This window comes from Citrobacter sp. Cpo032, from assembly GCF_030332975.1.
Taxonomy (GTDB): domain Bacteria; phylum Pseudomonadota; class Gammaproteobacteria; order Enterobacterales; family Enterobacteriaceae; genus Citrobacter; species Citrobacter portucalensis.
This window is the reverse complement of the sequence record NZ_JAOWGU010000031.1, coordinates 1-25882: the sequence shown is the minus strand read 5'-3', so window position 1 is coordinate 25882 and position 25882 is coordinate 1. Positions and strand designations below refer to the sequence as shown.

At 52.4% G+C, this 25882-nt stretch carries 23 protein-coding genes and 1 pseudogene; 12 read left to right on the top strand and 12 right to left on the bottom strand.

Features of this window, described 5'->3' with window-relative positions:
• Positions 1-5: 5 nt before the first annotated feature.
• Positions 6-821, bottom strand: coding sequence for an IclR family transcriptional regulator YiaJ (gene yiaJ, locus OGY33_RS00840; protein WP_003827359.1), 816 nt, complete (start codon positions 819-821; stop codon positions 6-8).
• Between the two features lie 217 nt (positions 822-1038).
• Here yiaJ and yiaK point away from each other — a divergent pair, with 217 nt between their 5' ends.
• The 8 genes from yiaK to araD all read left to right on the top strand — a co-directional run bounded on the left by yiaK (position 1039) and on the right by araD (position 8608).
• Entirely contained in the window at positions 1039-2037 is a 999-nt protein-coding gene (yiaK, locus tag OGY33_RS00835) for a 3-dehydro-L-gulonate 2-dehydrogenase (RefSeq protein WP_286570949.1), read from the top strand.
• Between the two features lie 11 nt (positions 2038-2048).
• Positions 2049-2513, top strand: a complete 465-nt coding sequence (locus OGY33_RS00830; RefSeq protein WP_103014694.1) for a YhcH/YjgK/YiaL family protein — start codon at positions 2049-2051, stop codon at positions 2511-2513.
• Positions 2514-2527: 14 nt separating this feature from the next.
• Positions 2528-3460 carry a DUF4862 family protein gene (locus OGY33_RS00825; RefSeq protein ID WP_191238028.1) on the top strand — a complete coding sequence of 311 codons (933 nt, stop codon included), beginning with the start codon at positions 2528-2530 and terminating at the stop codon, positions 3458-3460.
• Between the two features lie 31 nt (positions 3461-3491).
• A complete protein-coding gene (locus OGY33_RS00820; RefSeq protein ID WP_128611254.1) occupies positions 3492-4811 on the top strand; it encodes an MFS transporter in 1320 nt (439 codons plus the stop codon).
• 87 nt (positions 4812-4898) lie between these two features.
• The gene (locus OGY33_RS00815) at positions 4899-6401 is read left to right on the top strand and encodes an FGGY-family carbohydrate kinase (RefSeq protein ID WP_191238027.1); all 1503 of its coding nucleotides are present in this window, start codon (positions 4899-4901) and stop codon (positions 6399-6401) included.
• Entirely contained in the window at positions 6401-7063 is a 663-nt protein-coding gene (gene ulaD, locus OGY33_RS00810) for a 3-keto-L-gulonate-6-phosphate decarboxylase UlaD (RefSeq protein WP_048227376.1), read from the top strand. The genes OGY33_RS00815 and ulaD overlap by 1 nt, the downstream gene beginning before the upstream one ends.
• Positions 7056-7916 carry an L-ribulose-5-phosphate 3-epimerase gene (locus tag OGY33_RS00805; protein WP_048227306.1) on the top strand — a complete coding sequence of 287 codons (861 nt, stop codon included), beginning with the start codon at positions 7056-7058 and terminating at the stop codon, positions 7914-7916. Before ulaD ends, OGY33_RS00805 begins: the two co-directional genes overlap by 8 nt.
• On the top strand, positions 7910-8608 hold the full coding sequence (araD, locus tag OGY33_RS00800) for an L-ribulose-5-phosphate 4-epimerase (protein ID WP_191238026.1): 699 nt from the start codon (positions 7910-7912) through the stop codon (positions 8606-8608). Before OGY33_RS00805 ends, araD begins: the two co-directional genes overlap by 7 nt.
• Positions 8609-8685: 77 nt before the next feature.
• Here the strand turns inward: araD and OGY33_RS00795 are convergent, their stop codons facing one another.
• Positions 8686-9501, bottom strand: a complete 816-nt coding sequence (locus tag OGY33_RS00795) for a helix-turn-helix domain-containing protein (protein ID WP_191238025.1) — start codon at positions 9499-9501, stop codon at positions 8686-8688.
• 252 nt (positions 9502-9753) lie between these two features.
• Between OGY33_RS00795 and OGY33_RS00790 the strand changes: the two genes are divergently transcribed.
• Together OGY33_RS00790 and OGY33_RS00785 are read left to right on the top strand one after the other, a co-directional pair.
• On the top strand, positions 9754-11154 hold the full coding sequence (locus tag OGY33_RS00790) for an MFS transporter (RefSeq protein ID WP_191238024.1): 1401 nt from the start codon (positions 9754-9756) through the stop codon (positions 11152-11154).
• Positions 11155-11164: 10 nt separating this feature from the next.
• Positions 11165-13120: a glycoside hydrolase family 127 protein gene (locus OGY33_RS00785; protein ID WP_191238023.1), complete on the top strand. Its 1956-nt coding sequence runs from the start codon at positions 11165-11167 to the stop codon at positions 13118-13120.
• Positions 13121-13207: 87 nt separating this feature from the next.
• Here OGY33_RS00785 and OGY33_RS00780 read toward each other — a convergent pair whose 3' ends face one another.
• The gene (locus tag OGY33_RS00780; RefSeq protein WP_191238022.1) at positions 13208-13948 is read right to left on the bottom strand and encodes a MipA/OmpV family protein; all 741 of its coding nucleotides are present in this window, start codon (positions 13946-13948) and stop codon (positions 13208-13210) included.
• A gap of 121 nt (positions 13949-14069) precedes the next feature.
• Between OGY33_RS00780 and OGY33_RS00775 the strand changes: the two genes are divergently transcribed.
• A complete protein-coding gene (locus OGY33_RS00775) occupies positions 14070-15020 on the top strand; it encodes a LysR family transcriptional regulator (protein ID WP_128316439.1) in 951 nt (316 codons plus the stop codon).
• 16 nt (positions 15021-15036) lie between these two features.
• On the opposite strand, the gene OGY33_RS00770 is transcribed toward OGY33_RS00775, so the two are convergent.
• The 9 genes from OGY33_RS00770 to OGY33_RS00730 all read right to left on the bottom strand — a co-directional run bounded on the left by OGY33_RS00770 (position 15037) and on the right by OGY33_RS00730 (position 25262).
• The gene (locus OGY33_RS00770; protein ID WP_003827345.1) at positions 15037-16173 is read right to left on the bottom strand and encodes an HlyD family secretion protein; all 1137 of its coding nucleotides are present in this window, start codon (positions 16171-16173) and stop codon (positions 15037-15039) included.
• A gap of 5 nt (positions 16174-16178) precedes the next feature.
• Complete coding sequence (locus tag OGY33_RS00765; protein ID WP_003024200.1) at positions 16179-16502, bottom strand: DUF3302 domain-containing protein; 324 nt, start codon at positions 16500-16502, stop codon at positions 16179-16181.
• A gap of 250 nt (positions 16503-16752) precedes the next feature.
• Complete coding sequence (gene aldB, locus OGY33_RS00760; RefSeq protein ID WP_191238021.1) at positions 16753-18291, bottom strand: aldehyde dehydrogenase AldB; 1539 nt, start codon at positions 18289-18291, stop codon at positions 16753-16755.
• Between the two features lie 92 nt (positions 18292-18383).
• Positions 18384-19535, bottom strand: coding sequence for an L-threonine dehydrogenase (gene yiaY, locus OGY33_RS00755; RefSeq protein ID WP_191238020.1), 1152 nt, complete (start codon positions 19533-19535; stop codon positions 18384-18386).
• A gap of 188 nt (positions 19536-19723) precedes the next feature.
• Positions 19724-21568 (bottom strand): selenocysteine-specific translation elongation factor, encoded by a 1845-nt coding sequence (gene selB / locus OGY33_RS00750; protein ID WP_191238019.1) that lies wholly within the window; start codon positions 21566-21568, stop codon positions 19724-19726.
• Positions 21565-22956, bottom strand: coding sequence for an L-seryl-tRNA(Sec) selenium transferase (gene selA / locus OGY33_RS00745; RefSeq protein WP_071446113.1), 1392 nt, complete (start codon positions 22954-22956; stop codon positions 21565-21567). The genes selB and selA overlap by 4 nt, the downstream gene beginning before the upstream one ends.
• A 98-nt stretch (positions 22957-23054) precedes the next feature.
• Positions 23055-23663, bottom strand: a complete 609-nt coding sequence (locus OGY33_RS00740) for a glutathione S-transferase (RefSeq protein WP_191238018.1) — start codon at positions 23661-23663, stop codon at positions 23055-23057.
• Between the two features lie 97 nt (positions 23664-23760).
• Entirely contained in the window at positions 23761-24897 is a 1137-nt protein-coding gene (locus OGY33_RS00735; protein ID WP_048215314.1) for an HlyD family secretion protein, read from the bottom strand.
• A 2-nt stretch (positions 24898-24899) separates the two neighbouring features.
• Complete coding sequence (locus OGY33_RS00730; protein ID WP_003827338.1) at positions 24900-25262, bottom strand: DUF3302 domain-containing protein; 363 nt, start codon at positions 25260-25262, stop codon at positions 24900-24902.
• Positions 25263-25332: 70 nt separating this feature from the next.
• Here OGY33_RS00730 and OGY33_RS00725 point away from each other — a divergent pair.
• Positions 25333-25882 (top strand): annotated as a pseudogene (locus tag OGY33_RS00725) (IS1-like element IS1A family transposase); the annotation flags it as partial.

The following is a 25882-nucleotide window of genomic DNA, read 5'->3' as shown; positions in this document are numbered from 1 at the left end:
TAACCTTAATCGCGAACGGTAAAACCCAGCTCATTTGAAATCGCCTGCGCGGTTTCCCGTAGCGGCTTGAGTAGATTTTTTTCCCCTATCTGCTTAAGTCGCGAGGTAGATAGTGAAATTGACACCGCGTACGGCACCCGACCATGAATATCAAACACCGGCACGGCAATACAGGAAACGCCCAATTCGTTCTCTTCCCGATCCATCGCCATACTGCTTTCGCGGATCTGCGCCAATTCGTCGTACATCGCTGGTAAACCGGTAATGGTATTGCGGGTCAGCGGCTGAATAAGATCCTGATGGCTCTCCCAGTAAGATTTCACATAATCCGCATGCCCAAACGCCATGTAAATTTTACCCATCGCGGAGCAATACAGTGGCATATGTTGACCGATATAAGCGCGAGTACGCAGCATGCCCGTCGTCGGTTCCAGCTTATAAATCAGAATCGCGTGGTCATCTTCACGGCTGGAGAAGTTGATTGTTTCACCAGTAGCAATATTCAACGCTTCGAGGTGCGGCGCGGCAACATGGATGATATTCAGTGACGACAGTGCCTTCTGCCCAACGGCGATAAATTTGGTGGTCAGCCTATAGCTACCCGCAGCAGGTGCAGGCGTGACATATCCGCAGGACTGCAGCCCTTGCAGGAGTCGATGCACAGTACTTTTGTTCAGCCCGGCCAGTTCAGACAGATGGGCCAGTGGGCACCCATTCGGATAGTTACTCAGAATCTCAATCAACATCAAACCACGGAACAGGCTCTGACTTCCGGCTGGCCTCTCTTTGTCTTGCGTCATTTCACTCTCTTTTGTGCCCATCGCTTCCGCTCCCCTTTTCGTCGCGCTCTGATGGTAGCGCAAAGTGTGTTTCAGTTCACGATCTGAACCGAAAAAACACAACTATTTGATTTTGATGATTTTAAAAAATAGACCACCCCGTTGATCTGTCAAAATTTGATCGCTATATTTGAAATCAGATTTCGCATAGTGAAATTTAGAGATAAAAAAGCGATCAAATTTAAACAAGGAAACAGGAATGAAAGTCACTTTTGAGCAGTTGAAAGATGCGTTCAATCGGGTACTGCTGGCACGCGGTATTGCCGTTGAAACCGCCGATGCCTGTGCCGAAATGTTTGCGCGCACTACCGAGTCCGGCGTTTATTCGCACGGTGTGAATCGTTTTCCTCGTTTTATTCAGCAATTGGATAACGGCGACATCATTCCTGAGGCCAAACCGCAACGCATTACCAGCCTGGGGGCGATTGAACAATGGGATGCTCAGCATTCGATCGGCAATCTGACGGCGAAAAAGATGATGGACAGAGCCATTGAGCTGGCCTCCGATCACGGTATTGGCCTGGTCGCACTGCGTAACGCCAACCACTGGATGCGCGGCGGCAGCTATGGCTGGCAGGCGGCGGAGAAAGGTTACATCGGTATCTGCTGGACTAACTCGATTGCCGTCATGCCGCCGTGGGGTTCGAAAGAGTGCCGCATTGGCACTAACCCGCTGATCGTCGCGATCCCCTCATCGCCAATCACCATGGTTGATATGTCTATGTCGATGTTCTCCTACGGCATGCTGGAAGTGAATCGCCTGGCCGGTCGCGAACTGCCGGTAGACGGTGGCTTTGATGATGAAGGCAATCTCACCAAAGAGCCGGGCGTTATCGAAAAAAACCGCCGCATATTGCCAATGGGTTACTGGAAAGGTTCGGGTCTGTCGATTGTGCTGGATATGATTGCCACCCTGCTTTCTGATGGCTCTTCCGTTGCGGAAGTCACCCAGGATAACAGCGATGAATATGGCGTTTCACAGATATTTATCGCCATTGAAGTGGATAAGCTGATCGATGGCGCCACCCGTGATGCCAAGCTACAGCGGATTATGGATTTCATCACCACCGCCGAACGCGCAGATGAAAACACGCCTGTCCGTCTGCCGGGCCACGAGTTTACGAAGCTACTGGAAGAAAATCGCCGGAACGGTATCACCGTTGACGACAGCGTCTGGGCAAAAATTCAGGCCCTGTAAGGAGCAACACCATGATCTTCGGACATATTGCTCAACCTAACCCATGCCATTTGCCTGCTGCGATTGAAAGGGCGCTCGACTTTCTGCGCACCACAGATTTTCGCAAACTGGAGCCGGGCGTGGTGGAGATCGACGGTAAAAATATCTTCGCGCAAATTATTGATTTAACCACGCGTGACGTTGCCGAAAATCGTCCTGAGGTGCATCGCCGCTATCTGGATATTCAGTTTCTGGCCTGGGGTGAAGAGAAAATCGGGATCGCCATTGATACCGGGAATAACCAAATCAGTGAATCGCTATTAGAACAGCGCGATATTATTTTTTATCACGCCAGCGAACATGAATCTTTTATTGAAATGATTCCGGGAAGTTACGCCATATTTTTCCCGCAGGATGTTCATCGTCCAGCATGTCATAAAACTGTCGCCACACCGATCCGCAAAATAGTCGTGAAGGTTGCTATTTCAGTTTTATAAAAGGAGCACAAAAAATGAAAGCTAACACTACCGGTTATATTATCGGTGCGTACCCCTGTGCACCCTCATTTCACCAAAAGAGTGAAGAGGAAGAGAAGGAATTCTGGCGACAACTCTCCGATACCCCGGATATTCGCGGACTGGAGCAGCCCTGTCTTGAACATCTGCACCCGTTAGGCGACGAATGGTTATTACGCCATACGCCGGGCGACTGGCAAATCGTGGTCACGGCCATTATGGAAACCATGCGCCGTCGCGGTATTAATGGTGGTTTCGGGCTAGCCTCCAGCGATGAAGAACAGCGTAAAGCCTGCGTGGCGTATTACCGTCATCTGCAGCAGAAAATCAACCATATCAATGCGGCCAACGGCGGAAAAGTGATTGCACTGGAGTTGCATGCTGCTCCGCTGGCGGGCAACCCGAACGTCGCTCAGGCCACCGACGCGTTTGCTCGTTCGCTGAAAGAAATTACCCGCTGGGACTGGTCCTGCGATCTGGTGTTGGAACATTGCGATGCCATGACAGGCCCCGCGCCACGCAAAGGATTTTTACCGTTAGACAACGTGCTGGACGCGATAGCCGGATATGACATCAGCGTGTGCATTAACTGGGCGCGCTCGGCCATTGAAGGGCGGAACCTCACCCTACCGCTGACCCACATGCAGCAGACCAAACGGGCTGGAAAACTGGGCGCACTGATGTTTTCCGGTACCACGCTTGCGGGGGAATACGGCGAGTGGCAGGACTTACACGCACCGTTTGCCCCTTTCTGTCCAGAAGGTCTAATGACCACAGAGCATGCCCACGAATTATTCGCCTGCGCAGGAGCAGACCCATTGCAATTTTCTGGCATTAAATTGCTGGAAATAAATGCCAGTGCAGATGTGAACCATCGTGTAGCGATATTGCGCGACGGTATCGCCGCATTAAATAAAGCAAAACTATAAAAATAAAATACTACTCTACGAGAATATTAATATGAACATGACCTCTCGCCCTACACTTCAAGACATACCCCGTCAGCGCTGGCTACGGATTATTCCACCTATTCTTATCGCCTGTATTATTTCTTATATGGACCGCGTCAATATCGCATTCGCGATGCCCGGCGGAATGGATGAAGAATTAGGTATTTCCGCCACCATGGCCGGTCTGGCCGGTGGTATTTTCTTTATCGGTTATCTGTTTTTACAGGTTCCCGGCGGAAAAATTGCCGTACACGGCAGCGGCAAGAAATTTATCGGCTGGTCGCTGGTTGCCTGGGCGGTTATTTCCGTTCTGACGGGATTAATCACGAATCAGTATCAACTGCTGGTTTTGCGTTTCTTACTCGGTGTTGCTGAAGGCGGCATGCTGCCGGTCGTGCTGACGATGATCAGCAACTGGTTCCCCGACGCCGAGCGCGGTCGCGCCAATGCGATTGTGATTATGTTTGTGCCGATTGCCGGGATCATTACCGCCCCGCTCTCGGGCTGGATCATCACCGTACTCGACTGGCGTTGGCTGTTTATCATTGAAGGTTTACTGTCTGTCGTCGTCCTGGTGCTGTGGGCCTATACCGTTTACGACCGTCCGCAGGAAGCACGCTGGATCTCTGAGGCGGAGAAAAATTACCTGGTAGAAACCCTGGCCGCCGAGCAAAAAGCTATTGCCGGAACAGAGGTCAAAAACGCCTCTCTGGGTGCAGTGCTTTCCGATAAAACCATGTGGCAGCTAATCGCGCTGAACTTCTTCTATCAGACCGGGATTTACGGTTACACCCTGTGGCTGCCGACCATCCTCAAAGAGTTGACTCACAGCAGCATGGGACAGGTCGGCATGCTCGCCATTCTGCCATACGTCGGCGCAATTGCCGGAATGTTCCTGTTCTCTTCACTCTCTGACCGCACCGGTAAACGCAAGTTGTTCGTCTGCCTACCGCTGATTGGCTTTGCCTTGTGCATGTTCCTCTCTGTGGCGCTGAAAAATAACGTCTGGCTGGCTTATGCCGCGCTGGTCGGCTGCGGATTCTTCCTGCAATCGGCTGCGGGCGTGTTCTGGACTATTCCAGCGCGTTTGTTCAGTGCGGAAATGGCCGGTGGCGCACGTGGGGTCATCAACGCTCTCGGCAACCTCGGTGGCTTCTGCGGCCCTTACGCGGTCGGCGTTCTCATCACCCTGTACAGCAAAGATGCGGGCGTTTATTGCCTGGCAATTTCACTGGCTCTGGCCGCGCTGATGGCCCTGTTGCTACCAGCAAAATGCGATGCAGGTGCCGCGCCGCTAAAGACGCTGAATCCACATAAACGTACAGCTTAAAACAATGCCCGGTGGCGCTTCGCTTACCGGGCAACCGTCGTAGGCTGGATAAGCGCAGCGCCATCCGGCAAAAATGAGATAACAAAGATGAGTAAGAAAGCGACCTTCTGGCTGGGTATTGATTGTGGCGGTACATATCTGAAAGCGGGTTTGTATGATGCCAAAGGTCATGAGCAGGGAATTAACCGGCAATCGCTGCAGACAATATCGCCATTTCCAGGTTACGCCGAACGCGATATGCACCAACTGTGGCAACAGTGCGTCGCGACCATCGCCGGGCTGTTAAAGCGCGCAGGCGTGTGCGGTGAGCAAATCAAAGGCGTCGGTATATCCGCTCAGGGCAAAGGTCTGTTCCTTCTCGATAAACAAGATAAGCCGCTAGGCAATGCCATTCTCTCTTCTGACCGACGCGCGATGGAAATCGTTCAGCGCTGGCAGCAGGATGGGATACCTGAGCAGCTCTACCCGATCACCCGCCAGACATTGTGGACCGGGCATCCGGCATCGCTCCTGCGCTGGGTGAAAGAGAACGCCCCCCAGCGCTACGCGCAAATTGGTAGCGTCATGATGGGTCATGACTACCTGCGCTGGTGCTTAACCGGCGCCAAAGGCTGTGAAGAGAGCAATATCTCCGAGTCGAACCTCTACAACATGACCACGGGTCAGTACGACCCGAGGCTGACTCAGTGGCTGGGCATCAGTGAAATCGACAATGCCCTGCCCCCCATCGTTGGTTCAGCAGAAATATGCGGGGAAATCACCGCTCAGACAGCCGCCATAACCGGTCTGGCGGCGGGTACCCCCGTCGTCGGCGGACTGTTTGATGTGGTTTCCACCGCACTCTGCGCCGGTATCGAAGATGAACGCACCCTCAACGCGGTGATGGGTACCTGGGCCGTCACCAGCGGGATCGCTCACGGCCTGCGCGACCACGAGCCCCATCCCTATGTCTATGGTCGCTATGTAAATGACGGGCAGTACATCGTTCATGAAGCCAGCCCGACTTCTTCAGGCAATCTGGAATGGTTTACCGCCCAGTGGGGCGAACTCTCTTTTGATGAGATTAATCAGGCCGTTGCCAGCTTACCGAAAGCCGGTAGCGAGCTTTTGTTTCTGCCCTTTTTGTACGGCAGCAACGCCGGACTGGAGATGACCAGCGGCTTTTATGGCATGCAGGCTATACACACTCGCTCCCACTTATTACAGGCCATCTACGAAGGCGTGGTTTTCAGCCATATGACCCACCTGAACCGCATGCGCGAACGTTTTACGCAGGCACATACCCTGCGCGTTACTGGAGGTCCGGCCCACTCCGACATCTGGATGCAAATGCTGGCGGACGTCAGCGGTTTACGTATCGAATTGCCACAGATTGAAGAGACCGGCTGCTTTGGCGCTGCGCTCGCCGCCCGCGTAGGCACCGGCGTTTATCACAATTTCAGTGACGCGCAGCGCAGCTTACAGCACCCGGTTCGCACACTGCTGCCAGACGCTACGGCGCATGCGAGCTACCAGCGTAAATACCGCCAATACCAGAATTTAATTACCGCACTACAGGGCTATCACGCCCGCATTAAGGAGCACGAATGATGAGTCGACCATTACTGCAACTGGCGCTCGACCACACCAACCTGCAGGCGGCCCAACACGATGTCGCACTGCTACAAGAAAGCGTTGATATCGTTGAGGCAGGGACGATTCTCTGCTTAACCGAAGGCCTGGCTGCCGTGAAAGCGCTGCGTACCCAGTGTCCAAATAAAATCATCGTTGCCGACTGGAAAGTAGCCGATGCGGGCGAAACCCTCGCACAGCAAGCGTTTGGCGCTGGCGCTAATTGGATGACTATCATCTGCGCTGCCCCACTGGCGACGGTAGAGAAAGGCCATGGCGTCGCGCAGTCCTGCGGCGGCGAAATTCAGATGGAACTGTTCGGCAACTGGACGCTGGATGATGCCCGTGACTGGTATCGCGTTGGGGTTCGCCAGGCAATTTACCATCGTGGCCGCGATGCTCAGGCCAGCGGACAACAATGGGGAGAAGCTGATCTGGCGCGCATGAAAGCGCTTTCCGATATCGGTCTGGAGTTGTCGATTACCGGCGGGATTACGCCCGCCGACCTGCCACTGTTTCGCGATATCAACGTCAAAGCCTTTATCGCCGGACGCGCGCTGGCTGGGGCGCAAAACCCAACGCAGGTTGCCGCTGAATTCCATACGCAAATCGATGCTATCTGGGGAGCACAGTATGCGTAATCATCCGTTAGGTATCTATGAAAAAGCGCTGGCGAAAGACCTCTCCTGGCCGGAGCGTCTGGTGCTGGCGAAAAGCTGTGGTTTTGATTTCGTCGAGATGTCAGTGGATGAAACCGATGAACGTCTGTCGCGTCTTGAGTGGAGTCCTGCTCAGCGTGCATCGCTGGTGAGCGCAATGTTAGAAACCGGCGTGGCAATCCCCTCAATGTGCCTGTCCGCCCACCGTCGGTTTCCCTTTGGCAGTCGCGATGAATCAGTCCGTGTTCGGGCACGCGACATCATGACCAAAGCCATTCGTCTGGCGCGCGATCTCGGTATTCGCACTATTCAACTGGCAGGTTACGACGTCTATTACGAGGAACATGACGAAGGTACGCAGCAGCGCTTTGCCGAAGGGCTGGCATGGGCAGTCGAACAAGCCGCCGCCGCGCAGGTCATGCTGGCGGTAGAAATCATGGATACCGCTTTTATGAACTCAATTAGCAAGTGGAAAAAGTGGGATGAAATGCTGTCATCGCCGTGGTTCACCGTCTATCCGGACGTGGGCAACCTCAGCGCATGGGGTAATGACGTCACTGCCGAATTGACGCTGGGCATCGACCGTATCGCCGCTATCCACCTGAAAGACACGCTGCCGGTAACCGAAACCCATCCGGGCCAGTTTCGCGATGTGCCCTTTGGCGAAGGGTGCGTGGACTTTGTTGGTATCTTCAAAACGCTGCATGAGCTGAACTATCGCGGGTCGTTTCTGATTGAAATGTGGACTGAAAAAGCAAAAGAGCCGGTACTGGAAATTATCCAGGCACGACGCTGGATAGAAGCACGTATGCAGGAAGGAGGATTTCCATGTTAGAACAACTGAAGGCCGAGGTGCTGGCGGCCAATCTGGCGCTTCCGGCTCATGGTTTAGTCACCTTTACCTGGGGTAACGTCAGCGCTGTGGATGAAACGCGTAAGCTGATGGTGATTAAGCCGTCCGGCGTGGAATATGACGTGATGACCGCCGACGATATGGTGGTGGTGGATATTGCCAGCGGCAACATGGTTGAAGGCAGTAAAAAACCCTCCTCAGACACGCCAACCCATCTGGCGCTGTACCGCCGCTACAATGAGATCGGTGGGATCGTCCATACTCACTCACGCCACGCGACGATCTGGTCGCAGGCGGGTCTTGATCTCCCGGCATGGGGCACCACGCATGCCGATTATTTCTATGGTTCTATTCCGTGTACCCGGCTGATGACCGTTGAGGAAATCAATGGCGAATATGAATATCAAACCGGTGAAGTGATCATTCAGACATTTGAGCAACGCGATCTCAATCCGCTGCAGGTTCCGGCAGTGTTAGTGCATTCACACGGTCCGTTTGCCTGGGGTAAAGATGCCGCAGATGCCGTACATAACGCAGTGGTACTCGAAGAATGCGCCTACATGGGGCTTTTCTCGCGCCAGTTAGCTCCGCAGTTGCCGGATATGCAGCCTGAGTTGCTGGATAAACACTATCTGCGTAAACACGGTGTGAATGCGTATTACGGGCAAAATTAACGTCCGGCGGCGCTGTGCTTGCACTGGTCTGTCATTTTGTAGGCCGGGTAAGCATAGCGCCACCCGGCGATCCTCATTTACGCCGAATTAATATGCTCTTTGCAGTAGCGCCGTTTCCACGCCGCAGGCGTCAGGCTGGTATGCTTACGAAAGATTTTGCGAAAGTAACCCACATCATTAAACCCACATTTAATCGCCACTTCGGTAAGTGACAGCGAGTCACTGATCAACAACTTTTCCGCTGCCCTTACCCGCTGGCGATGCAATGCTTCAGTTAGCGTCAGCCGGAAAGCGCTACGGAATACACGCCCCAGATAATCCGCATTGCAATGCAGCTCTTTCGCCAGAGTTGAAGCACTAATCGGCAGGTGGAACTGGGTGTGGATTATTTGTTGCGCTTTCCATGCCAGCGCATTACCGGGGCTATCTGCGGGTTGCTCGCTAGCCGCCGCGGAGATTTGCTGCAAAATCAGCAGTAGGATCAGTTCCAGCGCAACGCTGCGATGAATATTTTCCTGCTCGCGTAAGAACTGGCGAAACAGCGAAATAATATATTGTGGCTCGCTAACCCGCGCATGCTGAGGAATCGCAAGCAACGGTTCTGTAAGTGAAGCATCGTTTTCTGCTGTCACCTCAAAGTGTAGCCAGTAAAATTTCAAATCAGCCGGAAATTGCCCGACGCCAATATGCAAACGCTGCGGCCATAGCAGCAAACTTTCTCCAGCATTCACGCAAAAAACGGTCTGGCCTTCGCGAATCGTTAATGTCCCTTTTTCGACAAAGATGATTTCCCAGGATTGCAATTGCCGCGCCGGATGGCTTCCCACACCTCGGGAAATAAATAGCCCACCATTTTGCACTTTAATCGGAAGAGACATGGATAATTCGAGCATATATATTCAAATTCCCGCTTTTTACATTATTTAAACTGCTCTTTATTATTGATTATTCACGATAAACTTGCTTTTCGCTGGATCGAAATCACATTTTTATAATGAAGTCGGAATTGTCATCTTTTTATACTTTTCTCTTCCCTTGTTGACCCAAACATTTCGTGCAGAATAAATAACGTACTTTGCAAATTACAAACAAATAACCCGCAACGTAGCGGGATACTTTCTGAACATCCTCTCCGGGAGTTATTTATGACTTCGGCTCCGATTACGACATCTGATTTGGCACAGCGTGCCCAGGACGACAAATTATCCCTGCGTGAAAAAATAGGTTATGGGTTAGGCGATGCAGGCGGGACGGTAATTACCTGTCTGATCATGAACTTCCTGACATTTTTCTACACCGATGTCTTCGGGTTAACGCCCGCGCTGGTCGGCACATTGTTTATCGCCCTGCGCGTATTTGATGCCATTTCCGATCCGATAATGGGCATACTTGCCGACCGCACGCAAAGCCGCTGGGGGCGTTTTCGCCCATGGCAGCTGTGGGTGGCAATTCCCATTGGCATCATTGGCGTACTCACGTTTACCGTCCCTGACGCCAGCATGAGCGTAAAAATCGCCTGGGCATTCGGCACCTATCTACTGCTCTCTGTCGGCTATACCGCCATCAACGTACCGTATTGTGCGCTGATCAACACCATGACGACCCGCCATAACGAGGTGATCGCCTGTCAGTCCTGGCGCTTTGTGCTGTGCGGCGTGGCGGGATTCCTTGTCTCCGTTGGTCTGCCGTGGATGGTGGATATTCTGGGTCAGGGCAATGCCGCGCAGGGTTATCAGTTCGGCGTGGGCATCCTGTGCGCCATCGCTGTGGTGATGTTCCTGTGCTGCTTCTTCTGGGTTCGCGAGCGTGTGCCGCTGGCGATGATGGGGAAATTTACCCTGCGTGAACACATTGGTGGGTTACGCAAAAATGACCAGTTGCTGCTGATGCTGGTGATGTCTTTCCTGCTGATTAACGTCTTCAATATTCGTGGCGGCGGGTACATGTATTTCATTACCTACGTGCTGGAAGGCAGTACAGCTTACACGTCGCTGTTTTTCACCATGGTGACCTTTGCGTCCATCATCGGTTCAGTGGTTGTCAGCCCGCTGACCCGCCGTATAGATACCGTCAAACTCTATTACTACACCAACCTGGTGCTGGCAGCCCTGGCAGTGATGATGTGGTTCCTGCCGACCGGTCCGGCTTATCAAACATTATGGCTGGCGGTTATTCTCGGCAACGGCATTATTCTGGGCTTTACGCTGCCTCTGCACTTCTCGCTGATGGCCTTTGCCGACGATTACGGCGAGTGGAAAACCGGCGTGCGTTCTTCCGGCATGAATTTCGCCTTCAACCTGTTTTTCATCAAGCTGGCCTGGGCCTCAAGTGCGGGGATCATCAGCCTGTTATTTATTTTTGTCGCCTATCAGCCAGGCGCTGGTAACCAAACCGCCAGTTCGCTGCAAGGAATTACCGCGATGGAGACGCTGCTGCCCGCACTGTTCCACCTGCTGCTGGCGCTGTCTGTCCGCATCTGCAAACTCAATAATCCGATGATGTCGCGCATTGCCACCGATCTGCGTCAGCGTCATGTACAGCCTTAAGGAGCACGAAATGAACGTACTGGAAGTCGACCTGCATAAGCTCACCGTCAGCGATCCATTCCTCGGACAATACCAACAGTTGGTCCGTGATGTCGTGATCCCCTACCAATGGGATGCGCTCAATGACCGCATTGCAGAGGCGGAACCAAGTCATGCGATAGAGAACTTTCGTATCGCCGCAGGACTGCAGGATGGCGAATTTTACGGCATGGTTTTTCAGGATAGCGACGTAGCGAAATGGCTGGAGGCAGTCGCCTGGTCCCTGTGCCAGAAACCTGATGCGGAACTTGAGAAAACCGCAGATGAGGTCATCGAGTTGGTGGCCGCTGCGCAGTGTGAAGACGGCTATCTCAATACATACTTTACAGTGAAAGCCCCGGATGAACGCTGGACTAACCTCGCCGAGTGTCATGAGTTGTACTGTGCAGGTCATTTGATCGAAGCAGGCGTCGCGTTCTTTCAGGCGACGGGAAAACGTCGTCTTTTAGATGTCGTGTGCCGTCTGGCAGACCACATCGACAACATTTTCGGGCTCGGAGAGAATCAACTGCGCGGCTATCCGGGACACCCGGAAATTGAGCTGGCGTTAATGCGCTTATACGAAGTGACCCAGCAACCACGCTATATGGCGCTGGTAAATTACTTTGTGGAACAGCGCGGCGCGCAACCCCATTTCTATGACGAAGAGTACGAAAAGCGCGGCCAAACCTCTTACTGGCATACTTACGGCCCGGCATGGATGGTGAAGGATAAACCCTATAGCCAGGCTCATCAGCCCATTTCAGAACAGCAAACGGCGATCGGTCATGCAGTACGTTTTGTTTATCTGATGACCGGCGTGGCGCATCTGGCACGCTTGAGTCAGGACGAAGGCAAACGTCAGGATTGCCTGCGTCTGTGGAAAAACATGGCCCAGCGTCAGTTGTACATTACCGGCGGGATCGGTTCACAAAGCAGCGGCGAGGCGTTTAGCAGCGATTACGATCTGCCTAACGACTCCGTGTATGCGGAAAGCTGCGCCTCAATCGGTCTAATGATGTTCGCCCGCAGAATGCTGGAGATGGAGGCAGACAGCCAGTATGCCGACGTGATGGAGCGCGCCCTGTATAACACTGTATTGGGCGGGATGGCGCTCGATGGCAAGCACTTCTTCTATGTGAACCCGTTGGAAGTACATCCTAAATCATTAAAATTCAATCATATTTATGATCACGTGAAACCCGTTCGTCAGCGCTGGTTTGGCTGCGCCTGTTGCCCGCCGAATATCGCCCGCGTACTCACCTCTATTGGTCATTACATCTACACACCACGTCAGGACGCGCTATATATCAATATGTACGTGGGCAATAGCATGGAAGTCCCGGTGGCGGATGGCTCGCTCAAGCTGCGCATTAGCGGGGATTATCCATGGCATGAGCAGGTGAAAATCGCCATCGAATCACCGCAGTCGATATATCACACCCTGGCCCTGCGCCTGCCAGACTGGTGCACCGCGCCGCAGGTTTTACTGAATGGTCAGCCAGTTGAGCAGGATATTCGTAAAGGCTATTTGCACATCAGCCGAACCTGGCAGGAAGGCGATACGCTCAGTCTGACCCTGCCAATGCCGGTGCGTCGGGTATACGGAAATCCATTAGTGCGTCATGTTGCCGGTAAGGTCGCCATTCAGCGTGGACCGCTGGTGTATTGCCTGGAGCAGGCCGATAACGGTGAGGAATTGCATAACCTGCGGTTGCCAAAAGAGAGTGAGTTCAGAGTATTCGAGGGTAAGGGATTGTTCAGCCATAAAATGTTAATTCAGGCTGAAGGCGTGAAGCAAAGTAATGCCGATGCAGCACAACAATCGTTGTGGCACTACGATGTTTCCCCAGCTTCGCGCCAGGCGCATACATTGACGTTTATTCCGTGGTTTAGCTGGGCGAACCGTGGTGAAGGCGAAATGCGTATCTGGATAAACGAGCAGTAATAATAAGGCGGATGGCGGCGGTTAGCCCCCATCCGTCAATGTCTCATGAAAAGATTGCCCTCCTCCCTGAGGACAAACGGGTGAGAATCAGAAACGCCAGGTCAGACCGGACATAAAGGTGAAGCTGTCATCACGATCAACCATCGGACTATTTTTAATGTCATCCGGCAGTGCGCTATAGTTGGCGCTTGCCAGCAGCGTCAGGTTAGTGGTTAATGCGTATTTAGCGGACAGGCCAACATACGGTGTCCAGCTATCGCCTGGGGAATAGCTTGATAAACCACTACGACGGGACTCATTACCCGAAATGCCGTAGTAGTATTCATTGAATTTTTCGTCATAGTAGAGCACGCCAATTGATGGCGTCAGCGTCAGCTTGCCCATCGGCATTGGACGGAACAGTGAAACTTCCCCTACCCAGCCATTACTGTTGTCCAGCACATCCGCAGCGGCGGAGACTTTCACGCTACCCCATCTTTCATGGTGATACCACGCGGCACCCGCCATTGCAGTTGCGTCACGCTTATCCAGCGTTTTCATCGCGTGATCGTCATTGTCGCCGGGATCAAACTCCAGCGGCATATAAGAGGCAGTAATACTAAATTCATTACTTTCACTCTTAGACAAAATATAACCTAGCGTTGTTTGCCTAAAATAAAATGATTCACTTTCATAACTGACAAGCGGTACTGCATGAACATTATCATTATACTCGCGATAAGGTGATTCATTATATACAGCGCCAGCGCCAATAGAAAATTCTGCGGCAGTTGCACTCGCCATAAAAGAAAAGGCGAGCAGCGCCACAATATTGCGTTTAATTAACATGCCAACATTCCATTTTAAAATAAGCTACAAAGCGGGTGCATAATAATGCTTACAATTTCATCGGTGCAAGGTTCTTATTTATATAGTAATATATATAAAATTATATATATTGGGCTTGGCGATGAATAAATTACAACTTAAACACCGGGAACTGAAGATTATTTCGGTAATTGCTGCCAGTGAAAATATCAGCCATGCCGCTACTGTTCTCGGCATTGCTCAGGCCAACGTAAGTAAGTATCTTGCTGATTTTGAATCAAAAGTGGGGCTAAAGGTATTTGACCGCACCACCCGACAACTGACCCTCACGCCGTTTGGTATTGCGTTACTTCCTTACATCAATGACATGTTAGACAGAAATGAGCAGTTAAATAATTTCATTGCTGATTATAAGCACGAGAAACGTGGCAAAGTAACGGTATATGCACCAACCGGAATTATTGCTTACTTATCGCAACATGTTATTGCAAAAATAATGGATATTGGCGATATCAGTCTGGTGCTAAAAACCTATAACCTGGATCGCAAAGCATTTTATGAAGGCGTCGACTTTCCTGACGATTGTGATATTTTACTTTCCTATGCTCATCCTAAAGATGAATCACTGGTCGCCAGTTTTATCACTAAATATGCGGTTATTGCTTTTGCCAGTCGGGAATATCTCACCAAGAATCCTATTAGTAGTCCTGATGAATTAGTCAACCATTCTTGCATTCTAATTGATTCTATGATGATTGATGATGCCAACATTTGGCGATTCAATTCTGCTGAAGACAAAAAGATGCGTGACTATCGTGTGACGGGAAATTACATCTGCGACAATACACAATCCGCACTGGCGCTGGCACGTAATCATTTGGGGATTGTTTTTGCGCCAAATGAAAGTGTGCAAAGAGATTGTCGTTCCGAGATGCTGGTCCCGTGTTTCTCGGAGCAACATGAATGGTGGCTGGATTTAGTGGCGATTTTCCGCAAGCGTGAATACCAGCCCTGGCGAGTGCAGTATATTCTCGATGCAATGCTCGCGGAGATACGTCAGCAGCTTGCTCAGGCGATACGACAGCCTGAGTAAGCGAAATAGCCTGCGCTTAGTGGTCGAGATACAGGTAATGCACCCAACTGGTCATCCGCAGCAACACCTTGCGCATGACCGACACATGTTCGAAATGGTCAGAGTAAACGGCAACCTGGGCGTAAATCCCATCAGGTAATGCGTTCACATCCGCATTGTCATTCAGCTCAATCGTGGCGATTACCCCTTCCGAACCGGGCGTAGAGTTTAAAGATTGCAGTGCCCCGTTCGACTGGTATGTACCACCCGGTACTGCCGGACTAATGGCGGCCAGTTTACCGCTAAACACCTTACCCGGCAGGGCATTAAACACCACTTCCGCTTCATCGCCTGGTTCCAGTCGCAACAGCGAGTTTTGACGGAACTGGGCGATAATTTGTCGTTTCTGATCCGGGATGAATACCATGACCGGACGCATCGGCAGCGCGGCGGCATAGGTTCCTGGGCGCATCAGCACCTGAGTGACGTAACCATCGCTGGGCGCGCGAACCACGGTCTGGTCCAGGTTGAACTCTGCTTCCGCTAGCTGTGCTTTCAGGCTGGCAATTTGCGAATTCTCACCCAGTACCAGGCTGTCCAACTGGCTCTGAATTTGCTGTTGTTCTGCAACGGAGGATTTCACCGAGGCTTCCTGCGCCAGGTAGTTTTGGCGCGCCGCATCGATATCGCGTTCAGAAAAAGGATTCACCTTCGCCTGACTCCCCTGCGCATAGCGCTGGTAATCTTTTGCCAGTTTGTCACGCGTGGCCTTTGCCCGCTGCGTGTTGGCTTTCATTTCGTCTAACTGCGCAACCAGAGCCTGCTCTTTATGCTGTGCGGTGACAATATCAGCCTTCAGGCGATCGACCCGCGCCTGATAACGCCCTGGATTAAGCTTAAACAGAACCTCGCCTTTTTTGATTAGCGTATTCTTCTTATCCGTCACTTCTGTCACTACACCCGTTACCTGCGGCACCACGGGAATAGAAATTACCGCTTTTTGTGCCTTAAATGTATACGGATGGTTATAATTCATCAGTAATATAAGTCCGCAAACAATGAATATACCGCCTAATGCCGCGGTAGGAACTGTCCATTTATTTACAGGAATTTTAAAAATTTTAAATATTGACCATGCACACGCCACATAGGTCAGAACAATCAGTAAATCCATCGATATTACTCCGCCGGAGAGGTCTTGGCCTCACCCAGTTTCTTTTCCAGATCCGCAACCCTTGCCTGAAGCTGGATCAGGGAAGAATCCGCGCTCTGCATGCCCCACCCGCGTTCCGGGCGATAAAGCGTTGCCCAGATCCATAAAAAGGGCCAAATAACATGTAAGGTAAACAAACTAACCCAACCCGCAACATGTATTGCGTCGGCATGAGGATGGTTACGTTTCTTTGCAATTAGATAGGGAATATCATGCAGAATAATAATCCCGTAAAAAATGACCAGGAATACAAAAATAAGCACTCCTAATGCAAAATAATTAAGGAACATATTTGCCTCAGGGATTTAAATTAAGAAATTCGGATGCAATTTGATTTAAACAATAGAGTTGATAATAGTATTGGAATGACCAGATTGGATGCAATTATCTTATTTATATAACGATATATGGGTTTATATATACCCGTCGTCTTTTGAGCTGCTTCTTTGTTGGCTGCGTTCGTTCACCCCAGCCACTTACCTGAGGACATAACTTGATGCCCGGTACGCTAAACGCGACCGGGCAGTAGGTGACGTGAAATTAAAACAGCCCCAGTGGTTTATCAGAGTAGCTCACTAACAGGCATTTGGTTTGCTGATAATGCTCAAGCATCATCTTATGCGTCTCGCGCCCGATACCCGACTGCTTGTAGCCGCCGAACGCCGCATGTGCCGGGTAAGCATGGTAACAGTTGGTCCAAACTCGCCCCGCCTGAATCCCACGCCCCATTTTGTACGCCAGATTTCCGTTACGGCTCCAGACGCCAGCGCCAAGCCCATATTGGGTGTCATTAGCGATTTCCAGCGCTTCCTCCATGGTTTTAAACGTCGTGACAGCCAGCACCGGTCCGAAGATCTCCTCCTGGAAAACCCGCATGTTGTTCTTACCAAACAGAATGGTCGGTTCGAGGTAGTACCCCTCTTTTAACTCGCCATCCAGCTGCTTGCGCCGCCCGCCGGTGAGAACATCTGCCCCTTCTTTTTTACCAATGTCGATGTAATTCAGAATGGTTTCCAGTTGACCATGCGACACCTGCGCGCCCATTTGCGTCACGCTGTCTAACGGGTTGCCGCTACGGATACTTTCCACCCGACGAATAGCTCTTTCCATAAAACGTTCGTAAATGGATTCTTGTACCAGCGCCCGACTTGGGCAGGTACATACTTCGCCCTGGTTGAAGGCAAACAATGCAAAACCTTCCAGCGCTTTGTCAAAGAACGCATCTTCTTCATCCATCACGTCCGCGAAGAAGATATTGGGGGATTTCCCGCCCAGCTCCAGCGTAACAGGGATAATGTTCTGCGTGGCGTACTGCATGATCTGCTGCCCAACTTCCGTTGAGCCGGTAAACGCCACTTTTGCAATGCGTTTTGACGTCGCCAGATACTCACCGATTTCCCCACCCGCGCCGTTTACCACGTTCACCACGCCAGGCGGGAGCAGATCGCCGACAACTTCCATCAGCAACAACACGGACAGCGGCGTCAGGCGCGCAGGTTTAAGCACGACACAGTTACCGGCAGCCAGGGCAGGCGCCATCTTCCAGCTGGCCATCAACAGCGGGAAGTTCCACGGGATAATTTGCCCCACCACGCCAAGAGGTTCATGGAAGTGATACGCCACGGTATCGCTATCAACTTCGCTTATTCCCCCTTCCTGTGCACGAATACAGGACGCGAAATAGCGGAAATGGTCAATCGCCAGCGGCACATCTGCCGCGCTGGTTTCACGGATGGGTTTACCGTTATCCCAGGTTTCAGCCGTCGCCAGCAGCTCCAGATTTTGCTCCATACGATCGGCAATTTTGAACAAAATCGCCGCCCTGTCCTGCACGGAAGTCTGCGCCCATTTATCTTTTGCTTTGTGCGCGGCATCCAGTGCCAAATCGATGTCCTTTTTGCCGGAAGAGGCCACTTCGCACAGTAATTGCCCGGTTACCGGCGTCAGGTTTTGGTAATACTCACCGTCCACCGGTGCGACCCAGTCACCGCCGATAAAGTTATCGTATCGGGCTTTTAACTTCAGATGGTAACCATACTCGCCGGGATAAATACGTGTTGAAGGGGGGTTATTGGTCATGACCGTCTCCTTGCTGTAGGGGTACTACAAGGGTAGACGGGACTGGCGAATTATTCGCCAGCCTTTTACTGCTTTACGACAGGTATCACGAATTACATGGCAGCACGATAAATCGCCATGATTTCTTCATGTGTCGCCTGAATCGGGTTAGTGAAACCACAGGCATCTTTCAGAGCATTAGTCGCCAGAACGGCAAAATCTTCTTCTTTCACGTTCAGCTCACGCAGCCCAGCCGGAATATTCACTTTCTGCGCCAGTTCGCGGATCGCCGCGATGCAGGCTTCCGCCCCTTGCTCTTCGCTCAGTCCAGCCACGTTAGCGCCCATCGCAGCCGCGCAATCACGCAGACGAGAGGCAGCAACTTTGCTGTTGAAAACCTGCACATGCGGCAGCAGCACGGCGTTACATACACCGTGTGGCAGATCGTAGAAGCCACCCAACTGGTGCGCCATGGCGTGCACGTAACCCAAAGAGGCGTTGTTAAATGCCATACCTGCAAGGAACTGCGCATAAGCCATGGCTTCACGCGCCTGAGCATCGCCGCCCTCTTCAACGGCAACCGGCAGGTTTTCCGCAATCATGGTGACCGCTTTCAGCGCACACGCATCGGTAATGGGGGTCGCAGCAATAGAAACATAGGCTTCGATAGCGTGAGTCAGCGCATCCATACCGGTAGCCGCCGTCAGAGACTTCGGCATACCGACCATCAGCGAGGAGTCATTGACCGACAGCAGCGGAGTGACGTGCTTGTCGACAATCGCCATTTTAATGTGGCGTACTTCATCGGTAATGATGCAGAAACGGGTCATTTCAGATGCCGTACCCGCCGTGGTGTTGATGGCGATCATCGGCAGCTGCGGTTTTGCAGAGCGGTCTACACCTTCGTAGTCACGAATATCGCCACCATTAGCCGCCACCAGCGCAATGCCCTTCGCACAATCGTGAGGAGAGCCGCCGCCGAGAGAAATAACGCTATCACAGTCATTTTCTTTCAGCATTTTCAGGCCAGCAGCAACGTTACTGGTCGTGGGGTTAGGATGCGTACCATCGTAAATTACGCTGGAAATATCATGTTCCTGTAGCGCTTTTTGAATATCGCCAGCCATACCTAATTTCGTCAGCATGGCATCCGTAACAATCAGCGTACGGCGAAAACCATATTCCGCCATTGTATTCATTGCGTCTTTTAATGCGTCAGCGCCGATTACATTCACGGAAGGAATAAAAAATGTTGAAGCAGCCATTGTACGATCCTTAATTACTCTAAAGAGGTAGGAAGCATACGAGTGAAATTTCCAACAAAATATGATCGTGGTTGTTATTTTAATAACACTTACAATTAAAAAGCACATTAGGTTCATAATCTAATGTGCTTATTTCAATCAACATCTATTTTGTATTAATTCATTTAATCCATGAATTAATTGTTTCATTATTTTTCAGGGAACAGCAAGGCATCGCGTAATAAATGATCATTTCCCCGACGGCGAGTAAAACCAATGCGGTCAAAATATTCCAGAATTTGGATAGCCAATTTGCGCCCGACGTTAAGCCTGTCGCGAAAATCGGCGGCACATGTCGATCCCCTTTCCAGATCCAGTTCGCGGATCATATTGGCAAAGGCCACAATCCGATCGTTACGGTAATAACGATCTTTCACGATCGCGGTAATGATGCCTTGCTGTGCCGCTTGTCGTAACGCCACACGCATCATCTGTTCATCCGTTCCCGTCTGTTTTGCCAAATCGCGCACCCACCACGGCTCATCGCCAAAAAGTGGTTCTACTTTTTGCCAGATTGCCAACTGCTCATCGCTGAAACCCGCCTTATGTTCCGGCAAATGCAACCAGCCATGATGGCTATGGATCGCGCCACTCTCGCGCATCTTTTCAATTAGCAGCAATACCAGCGCTTCGTCTTCCATCGGCAAAGCCATACGGCGCAGGCGCTCGCGCCCGGGTCCTGGTTCATCACGGTGCTGCTCATGGTAGGTCGCCAGCGTATCGAGAACTTTTCGCTGCCAACGCGCGGCAACGGGGGCATTCAACAGACTGTATCCCGCCTGAATAAAACCATGTTGCTCAATCAACGGGCGCATCCCGTTGCCGTTGAGCTGACGCGCCCATGCGAAATCAGGAATATTCACCGCCCCACGCGTCAAATGCAGCTCCAGGGCGTCACCGTCAGTCTGCGCGTTTTCCAGCGCCGACAGCCACTGCAAATATTCCGGCTTACGCTTTCCGCGTCGCGGCGGATTAAGCGTCACAACACGTGCACCTGCCAGCGTTGTACGGGCAGAAATATCACGCAGCACCAGACGGTCGTTATCGGCAAGCCAGAGTGGTGTATCAAACACCAGCTCAGCTAGTGTCCCTTCAAGCAGAGAGATACGCCCGGTAACATGGCTAGCCGCGTGGTGAATATGCAACGGTTGCCACTGCATCAGCGGCGCGGCATGTTCTAAAGAAACAATCACGCGGGTAAAAGCCTCTGGCGGCGCATCGGAAAGCAGCCAATCGCCGCGGTTTAGTTCTTCTTTTTGCGCATCACCGGCAATATTCAGCGCAATACGTTGTCCCGCTTGCGCGCGGTCGGTGGCCTGATTTTGTGCATGCAGGCTACGTACGCGCATCGGTTTGTTGACGCCCGTGAGCCACAGCGTGTCACCGACATTCACTTCACCGCTGAGCGCCGTCCCGGTCACCACCAGCCCTGCGCCTTTGACCGTAAAGGCGCGGTCAATCGCCAGGCGGAAGCTGTGATCGCGGGCATGCTCGCGCGACGTTAATTGCAACAAATGGTCACGCAGTTCCTCTATGCCACGGCCTTCATTGGCCGCAGTGACGAAAAGCACCGACTCCGCGAAACCATAATTCCCCAGCGTGGCCTGAATCTCCGCACGTACCTCTTCAATTCTTGCTTCGTCTACGCGGTCGGCTTTCGTGAGTGCCACGGTGATCTGCGGATTGCCCGTCAGCTGCAGAATTTGCAAATGCTCACGGGTTTGCGCCATTACGCCATCATCACACGCCACCACCAGCAACGCGTGATCGATGCCGCCGACCCCCGCCAGCATGTTGGACAGAAACTTTTCGTGTCCAGGAACGTCGATAAACCCCAGCACCCGCCCATCCGGCTGCGGCCAGTAGGCATAGCCGAGATCGATGGTCATGCCGCGCTTTTTTTCTTCCGGCAGACGGTCGGCATTCACACCGGTAATCGCCTGTAATAACGTTGTTTTTCCGTGGTCAACGTGTCCGGCGGTTGCAATAATCATTTCAGCATCATCTCCATAAACCGGGTCTCGTCTTCAAGGCAGCGCAGATCCAGCCATAAGCGGCCATCATAAATTCGCCCAATAACCGGCACGGGCAGCGTACGCCAACGGGCTGCCAACGCTTCGAGGCGGCTCCCGCGCCCGTCATGTGGGGTAAAGGTTAGCGCCGCGCTGGGCAGCCTATCAACAGGTAGTGAGCCGCTGCCAATCTGCGACAAGCAAGGCATCACATTCAGGGCGAACTCATCACCGTAATGCTCTGCAAGCTGTGCCTGTAATAGCTGTGCCTGCGCGTGGATCGCTTCTTGTGAGCGGGTGAGCTGGCGCAACGTCGGCAACTTCTCCGCCAGCGCTTCCGGGTGCAGATAGAGCCGTAGCGTCGCTTCCAGCGCAGCCAGTGTCATTTTATCTGCCCGTAATGCGCGTTTCAGCGGATGGCTCTGCAAACGAGCGATCATCTCTTTTTTACCGACAATTATCCCAGCCTGCGGCCCGCCCAGCAGTTTATCGCCGGAGAAACTCACCAGACTGACGCCAGCGGCAATCAGTTGCTGCGGCATCGGCTCCTGCGGCAATCCATACTGGCTGAGATCGACCAGCGAACCACTGCCCAGATCCGCCACCACCGGTACATCCAGCTCCTGGCCAATTACGGCCAGCTCCGCCTCATCCACCGACTTTGTGAAGCCTTCAATGCTGTAATTACTGGTATGCACTTTCATCAGCAGACCGGTGTTTTCATTCACCGCCTGGCGGTAATCTTTCGCATGGGTCCGGTTGGTGGTCCCCACCTCGCGTAGAATGCATCCGGCCTGACACATGACGTCCGGAATACGAAACGCGCCGCCAATTTCCACCAGCTCGCCGCGAGACACAACCACCTCTTTGCCGTTCGCCGTGGCGGCCAGCATCAGCAGAACAGCTGCCGCATTGTTATTGACGATACAGGCGTCTTCCGCCCCCGTCAGACGGCAGAGTAAATCCGCCAGGGCCCGATCCCGATGTCCCCGCCCGGCATCATCCAGACTGTATTCCAGCGTCACCGGCGTGCGCATCGCCTGTACCACCGCTTCAATTGCTTCTTCGGCCTGCGACGCGCGCCCAAGGTTGGTATGCAGCACCGTTCCGGTCAGGTTAATCACCGGGCGTAGCGCGCTTTGCGATTCTCGTTCCAGCCGGGCGCTGGCTTCTTGTGCCCAGTCCTCACACCATGCCGGGAGCGCGTGCGTGTCGCGAATAGCTTCTCTGGCTTCGTCGAGCATGTGACGCAGCAGGTCAACCACCCGGGTATGGCCGTGAGATTCACGTAGGGCTGGGAAGGCGCTATCGCGCAATAAACGATCGATAGCAGGAAGCTGGCTGTAGAGTGAACGCATGTCGGTTGTCATGAAAGGGCCTGGCTGTTGGTGGCCCTCTCCACCGTGGAGAGGGATATCGATATAGGAAGGATTGTACCGTGACTTTGCTCAGGCGGACATAATACGCATCAAGCCTTTGGCGGTTCTGTACGGGCAAAACTCTCGCGTTGAAAGAGCGTTTCCACCAGTTTGACCAGACGGGGGCGATCAACACACCAGCCGGGCGCAACCCGACGGAAATTGAGATAACCGACGGCGCAGGCAATCGCAATGGTTGCCAGGTTAACCGTATCCGTTTTCAGCGTACCTTCCGCCAGATAGCCTTCCAGCACATCCAGACTACGGGTGATCTTCTCACGCTGACGTAACAATTCAGTTTCTGACTGCTGCGCGGCAGGGCGAGCCTGTTCGCGCACCGAAACTAAACCGGCATCCATAATGCCGTCTGCCAACGCTTCCAACTGGCGTACCTTCAGCGCGGCCAGCGGATCACGCGGCAGCATGGCTGGTGCAATATCCAGTAGCTCTATATATTCCGCGATGATAGGAGAATCAAACCAATACTCGCCCGCATCGGTGACCAACGCGGGTACTTTACCTAACGGGTTATAGCGCGCCACGCCGCTATCCGCGTTATAGGGGAGTTCATTCACAAATTCGAAGGTGATGCCCTTTTCCAGTAACAGAATAGAAATTTTACGCACAAAAGGGCTGGTATAGCTGCCAATGAGTTTCATGCCGGGTCCTTTTTGCCAACAAAAAAGCGGTGCCCAACGATAGTGGGACACCGCTTAGTATGGCTCAGGTCACTGAAAATGGCAGGTGATGGCAGTCTCAATGATCCAAATAAAGGTAATGCATCCAGCTGGTCATGCGCAGCAGCACTTTACGCATCACCGACACGTGGGCGAAATGATCGGAATAGACTGCAACCTGGGCATAGATACCGTCCGGCAGCGCCTCCACATCGGCATTCGGATCCAGTTCAATGGTTGCCAATACGCCATCGGTCCCCGGCACCACCGTTAAGGACTGTAATGCCCCCTGCGCCTGATAAGAACCTCCCGGCACAACGGGAAGGATACTGGTTAGTTTGCCGCTGAACACCTGGCCTGGCAGCGCGTTGAATACCACTTCGGCTTCATCGCCCGGCTCAAGACGCAGCAGTGAGTTCTGGCGAAATTGCGCCACGATTAGCCGTTTTTGTTCAGGAATAAATACCATAACTGGTCGCAGAGGCAACGCGGCGGCGTAAGTCCCCGGGCGAATGAGCACCTGCGTCACGTAACCGTTGCTGGGCGCACGCACAACGGTCTGCTCAAGATTATATTTGGCTTCGGCAAGCTGGGCGCGCAGGGAGGCGACCTGGGATTGCTCACCGTTGACCATACTGTCTAACTGGCTCTGAATCTGCGTCTGTTCCGCTACTGAGCCTTTGACCAGCGCATCCTGTGCCAGATAGTTTTGCCGGGCGTTATCGATATCGCTTTCAGAGAACGGGTTAACCTTCGCCTGACTGCCTTTCAAATAGCGTTGATAATCTTTATACAGGCGGTCACGTTCCGCAGACACGCGGGTGGTATTGGCGACCGCTTCCGACAACTGTGCTTTCAGGTTGTCGATGTTGTGCGTAGCGGTAACCAGATCAGCCTGCAGCCTGTCGACACGCGCCTGATACCGTACCGGATCGAGCTTAAACAGCACATCGCCTTTTTTAATTAGCTGATTATTTTTATCCGTTACCTCACTAACAATTCCTGTGACTTGCGGAGTGACCGGAATTGAAATAACCGCTTTTTGCGCCGTAAAGGTATACGGGTGGTTATAGTTCATTAATAAAATCAATCCCGCAACAATGAACACCCCACCTAATGCAGCGGTAGCAAGCGTCCATTGGTTTACCGGAATACGGAATATTTTAAAGATGGCCCAGGCAAAGGCCACATAGGTCAGGACTATCAACAAATCCATGATTAAATCTCCGGAAAGGTGGAGTTATCGGTTTTTTTCTCCCCATCCAGTCTTTTTTCCAACTGGGTGATTCGCGCTGCCAGCGCGGCAATCTCAGGGTCTGACTCCTTTCCGGTCGGTGTGATGTGTGACTGCATTCCCCATCCCTTTTCAGGCTGGTAGAGCGTGGCCCAGATCCACAGGAACGGCCAAATAACATGAAGAGTGAACAAGCTCACCCATCCTGCAGTATGGATGGCATCGGCATGGGGATGGTTGCGCTTCTTAGCCATGTTATAGGGGATATCGTGGATAGCGATGATTCCATAAAACAGAACCAGAAATACGAAAATCAGCACGCCCAACGCGAAATAATTTAGAAACATACCTGCCTCGAATTCGGTGATGCTGCCAACTTACTGATTTAGTGTATGATGGTGTTTTTGAGGTGCTCCAGTGGCTTCTGTTTCTATCAGCTGTCCCTCCTGTTCAGCTACTGACGGGGTGGTGCGTAACGGCAAAAGCACCGCCGGACATCAGCGCTATCTCTGCTCTCACTGCCGTAAAACATGGCAACTGCAGTTCACTTACACCGCTTCTCAACCCGGTACGCACCAGAAAATCATTGATATGGCCATGAATGGCGTTGGATGCCGGGCAACAGCCCGCATTATGGGCGTTGGCCTCAACACGATTTTACGTCACTTAAAAAACTCAGGCCGCAGTCGGTAACCTCGCGCATACAGCCGGGCAGTGACGTCATCGTCTGCGCGGAAATGGACGAACAGTGGGGATACGTCGGGGCTAAATCGCGCCAGCGCTGGCTGTTTTACGCGTATGACAGTCTCCGGAAGACGGTTGTTGCGCACGTATTCGGTGAACGCACTATGGCGACGCTGGGGCGTCTTATGAGCCTGCTGTCACCCTTTGACGTGGTGATATGGATGACGGATGGCTGGCCGCTGTATGAATCCCGCCTGAAGGGAAAGCTGCACGTAATCAGCAA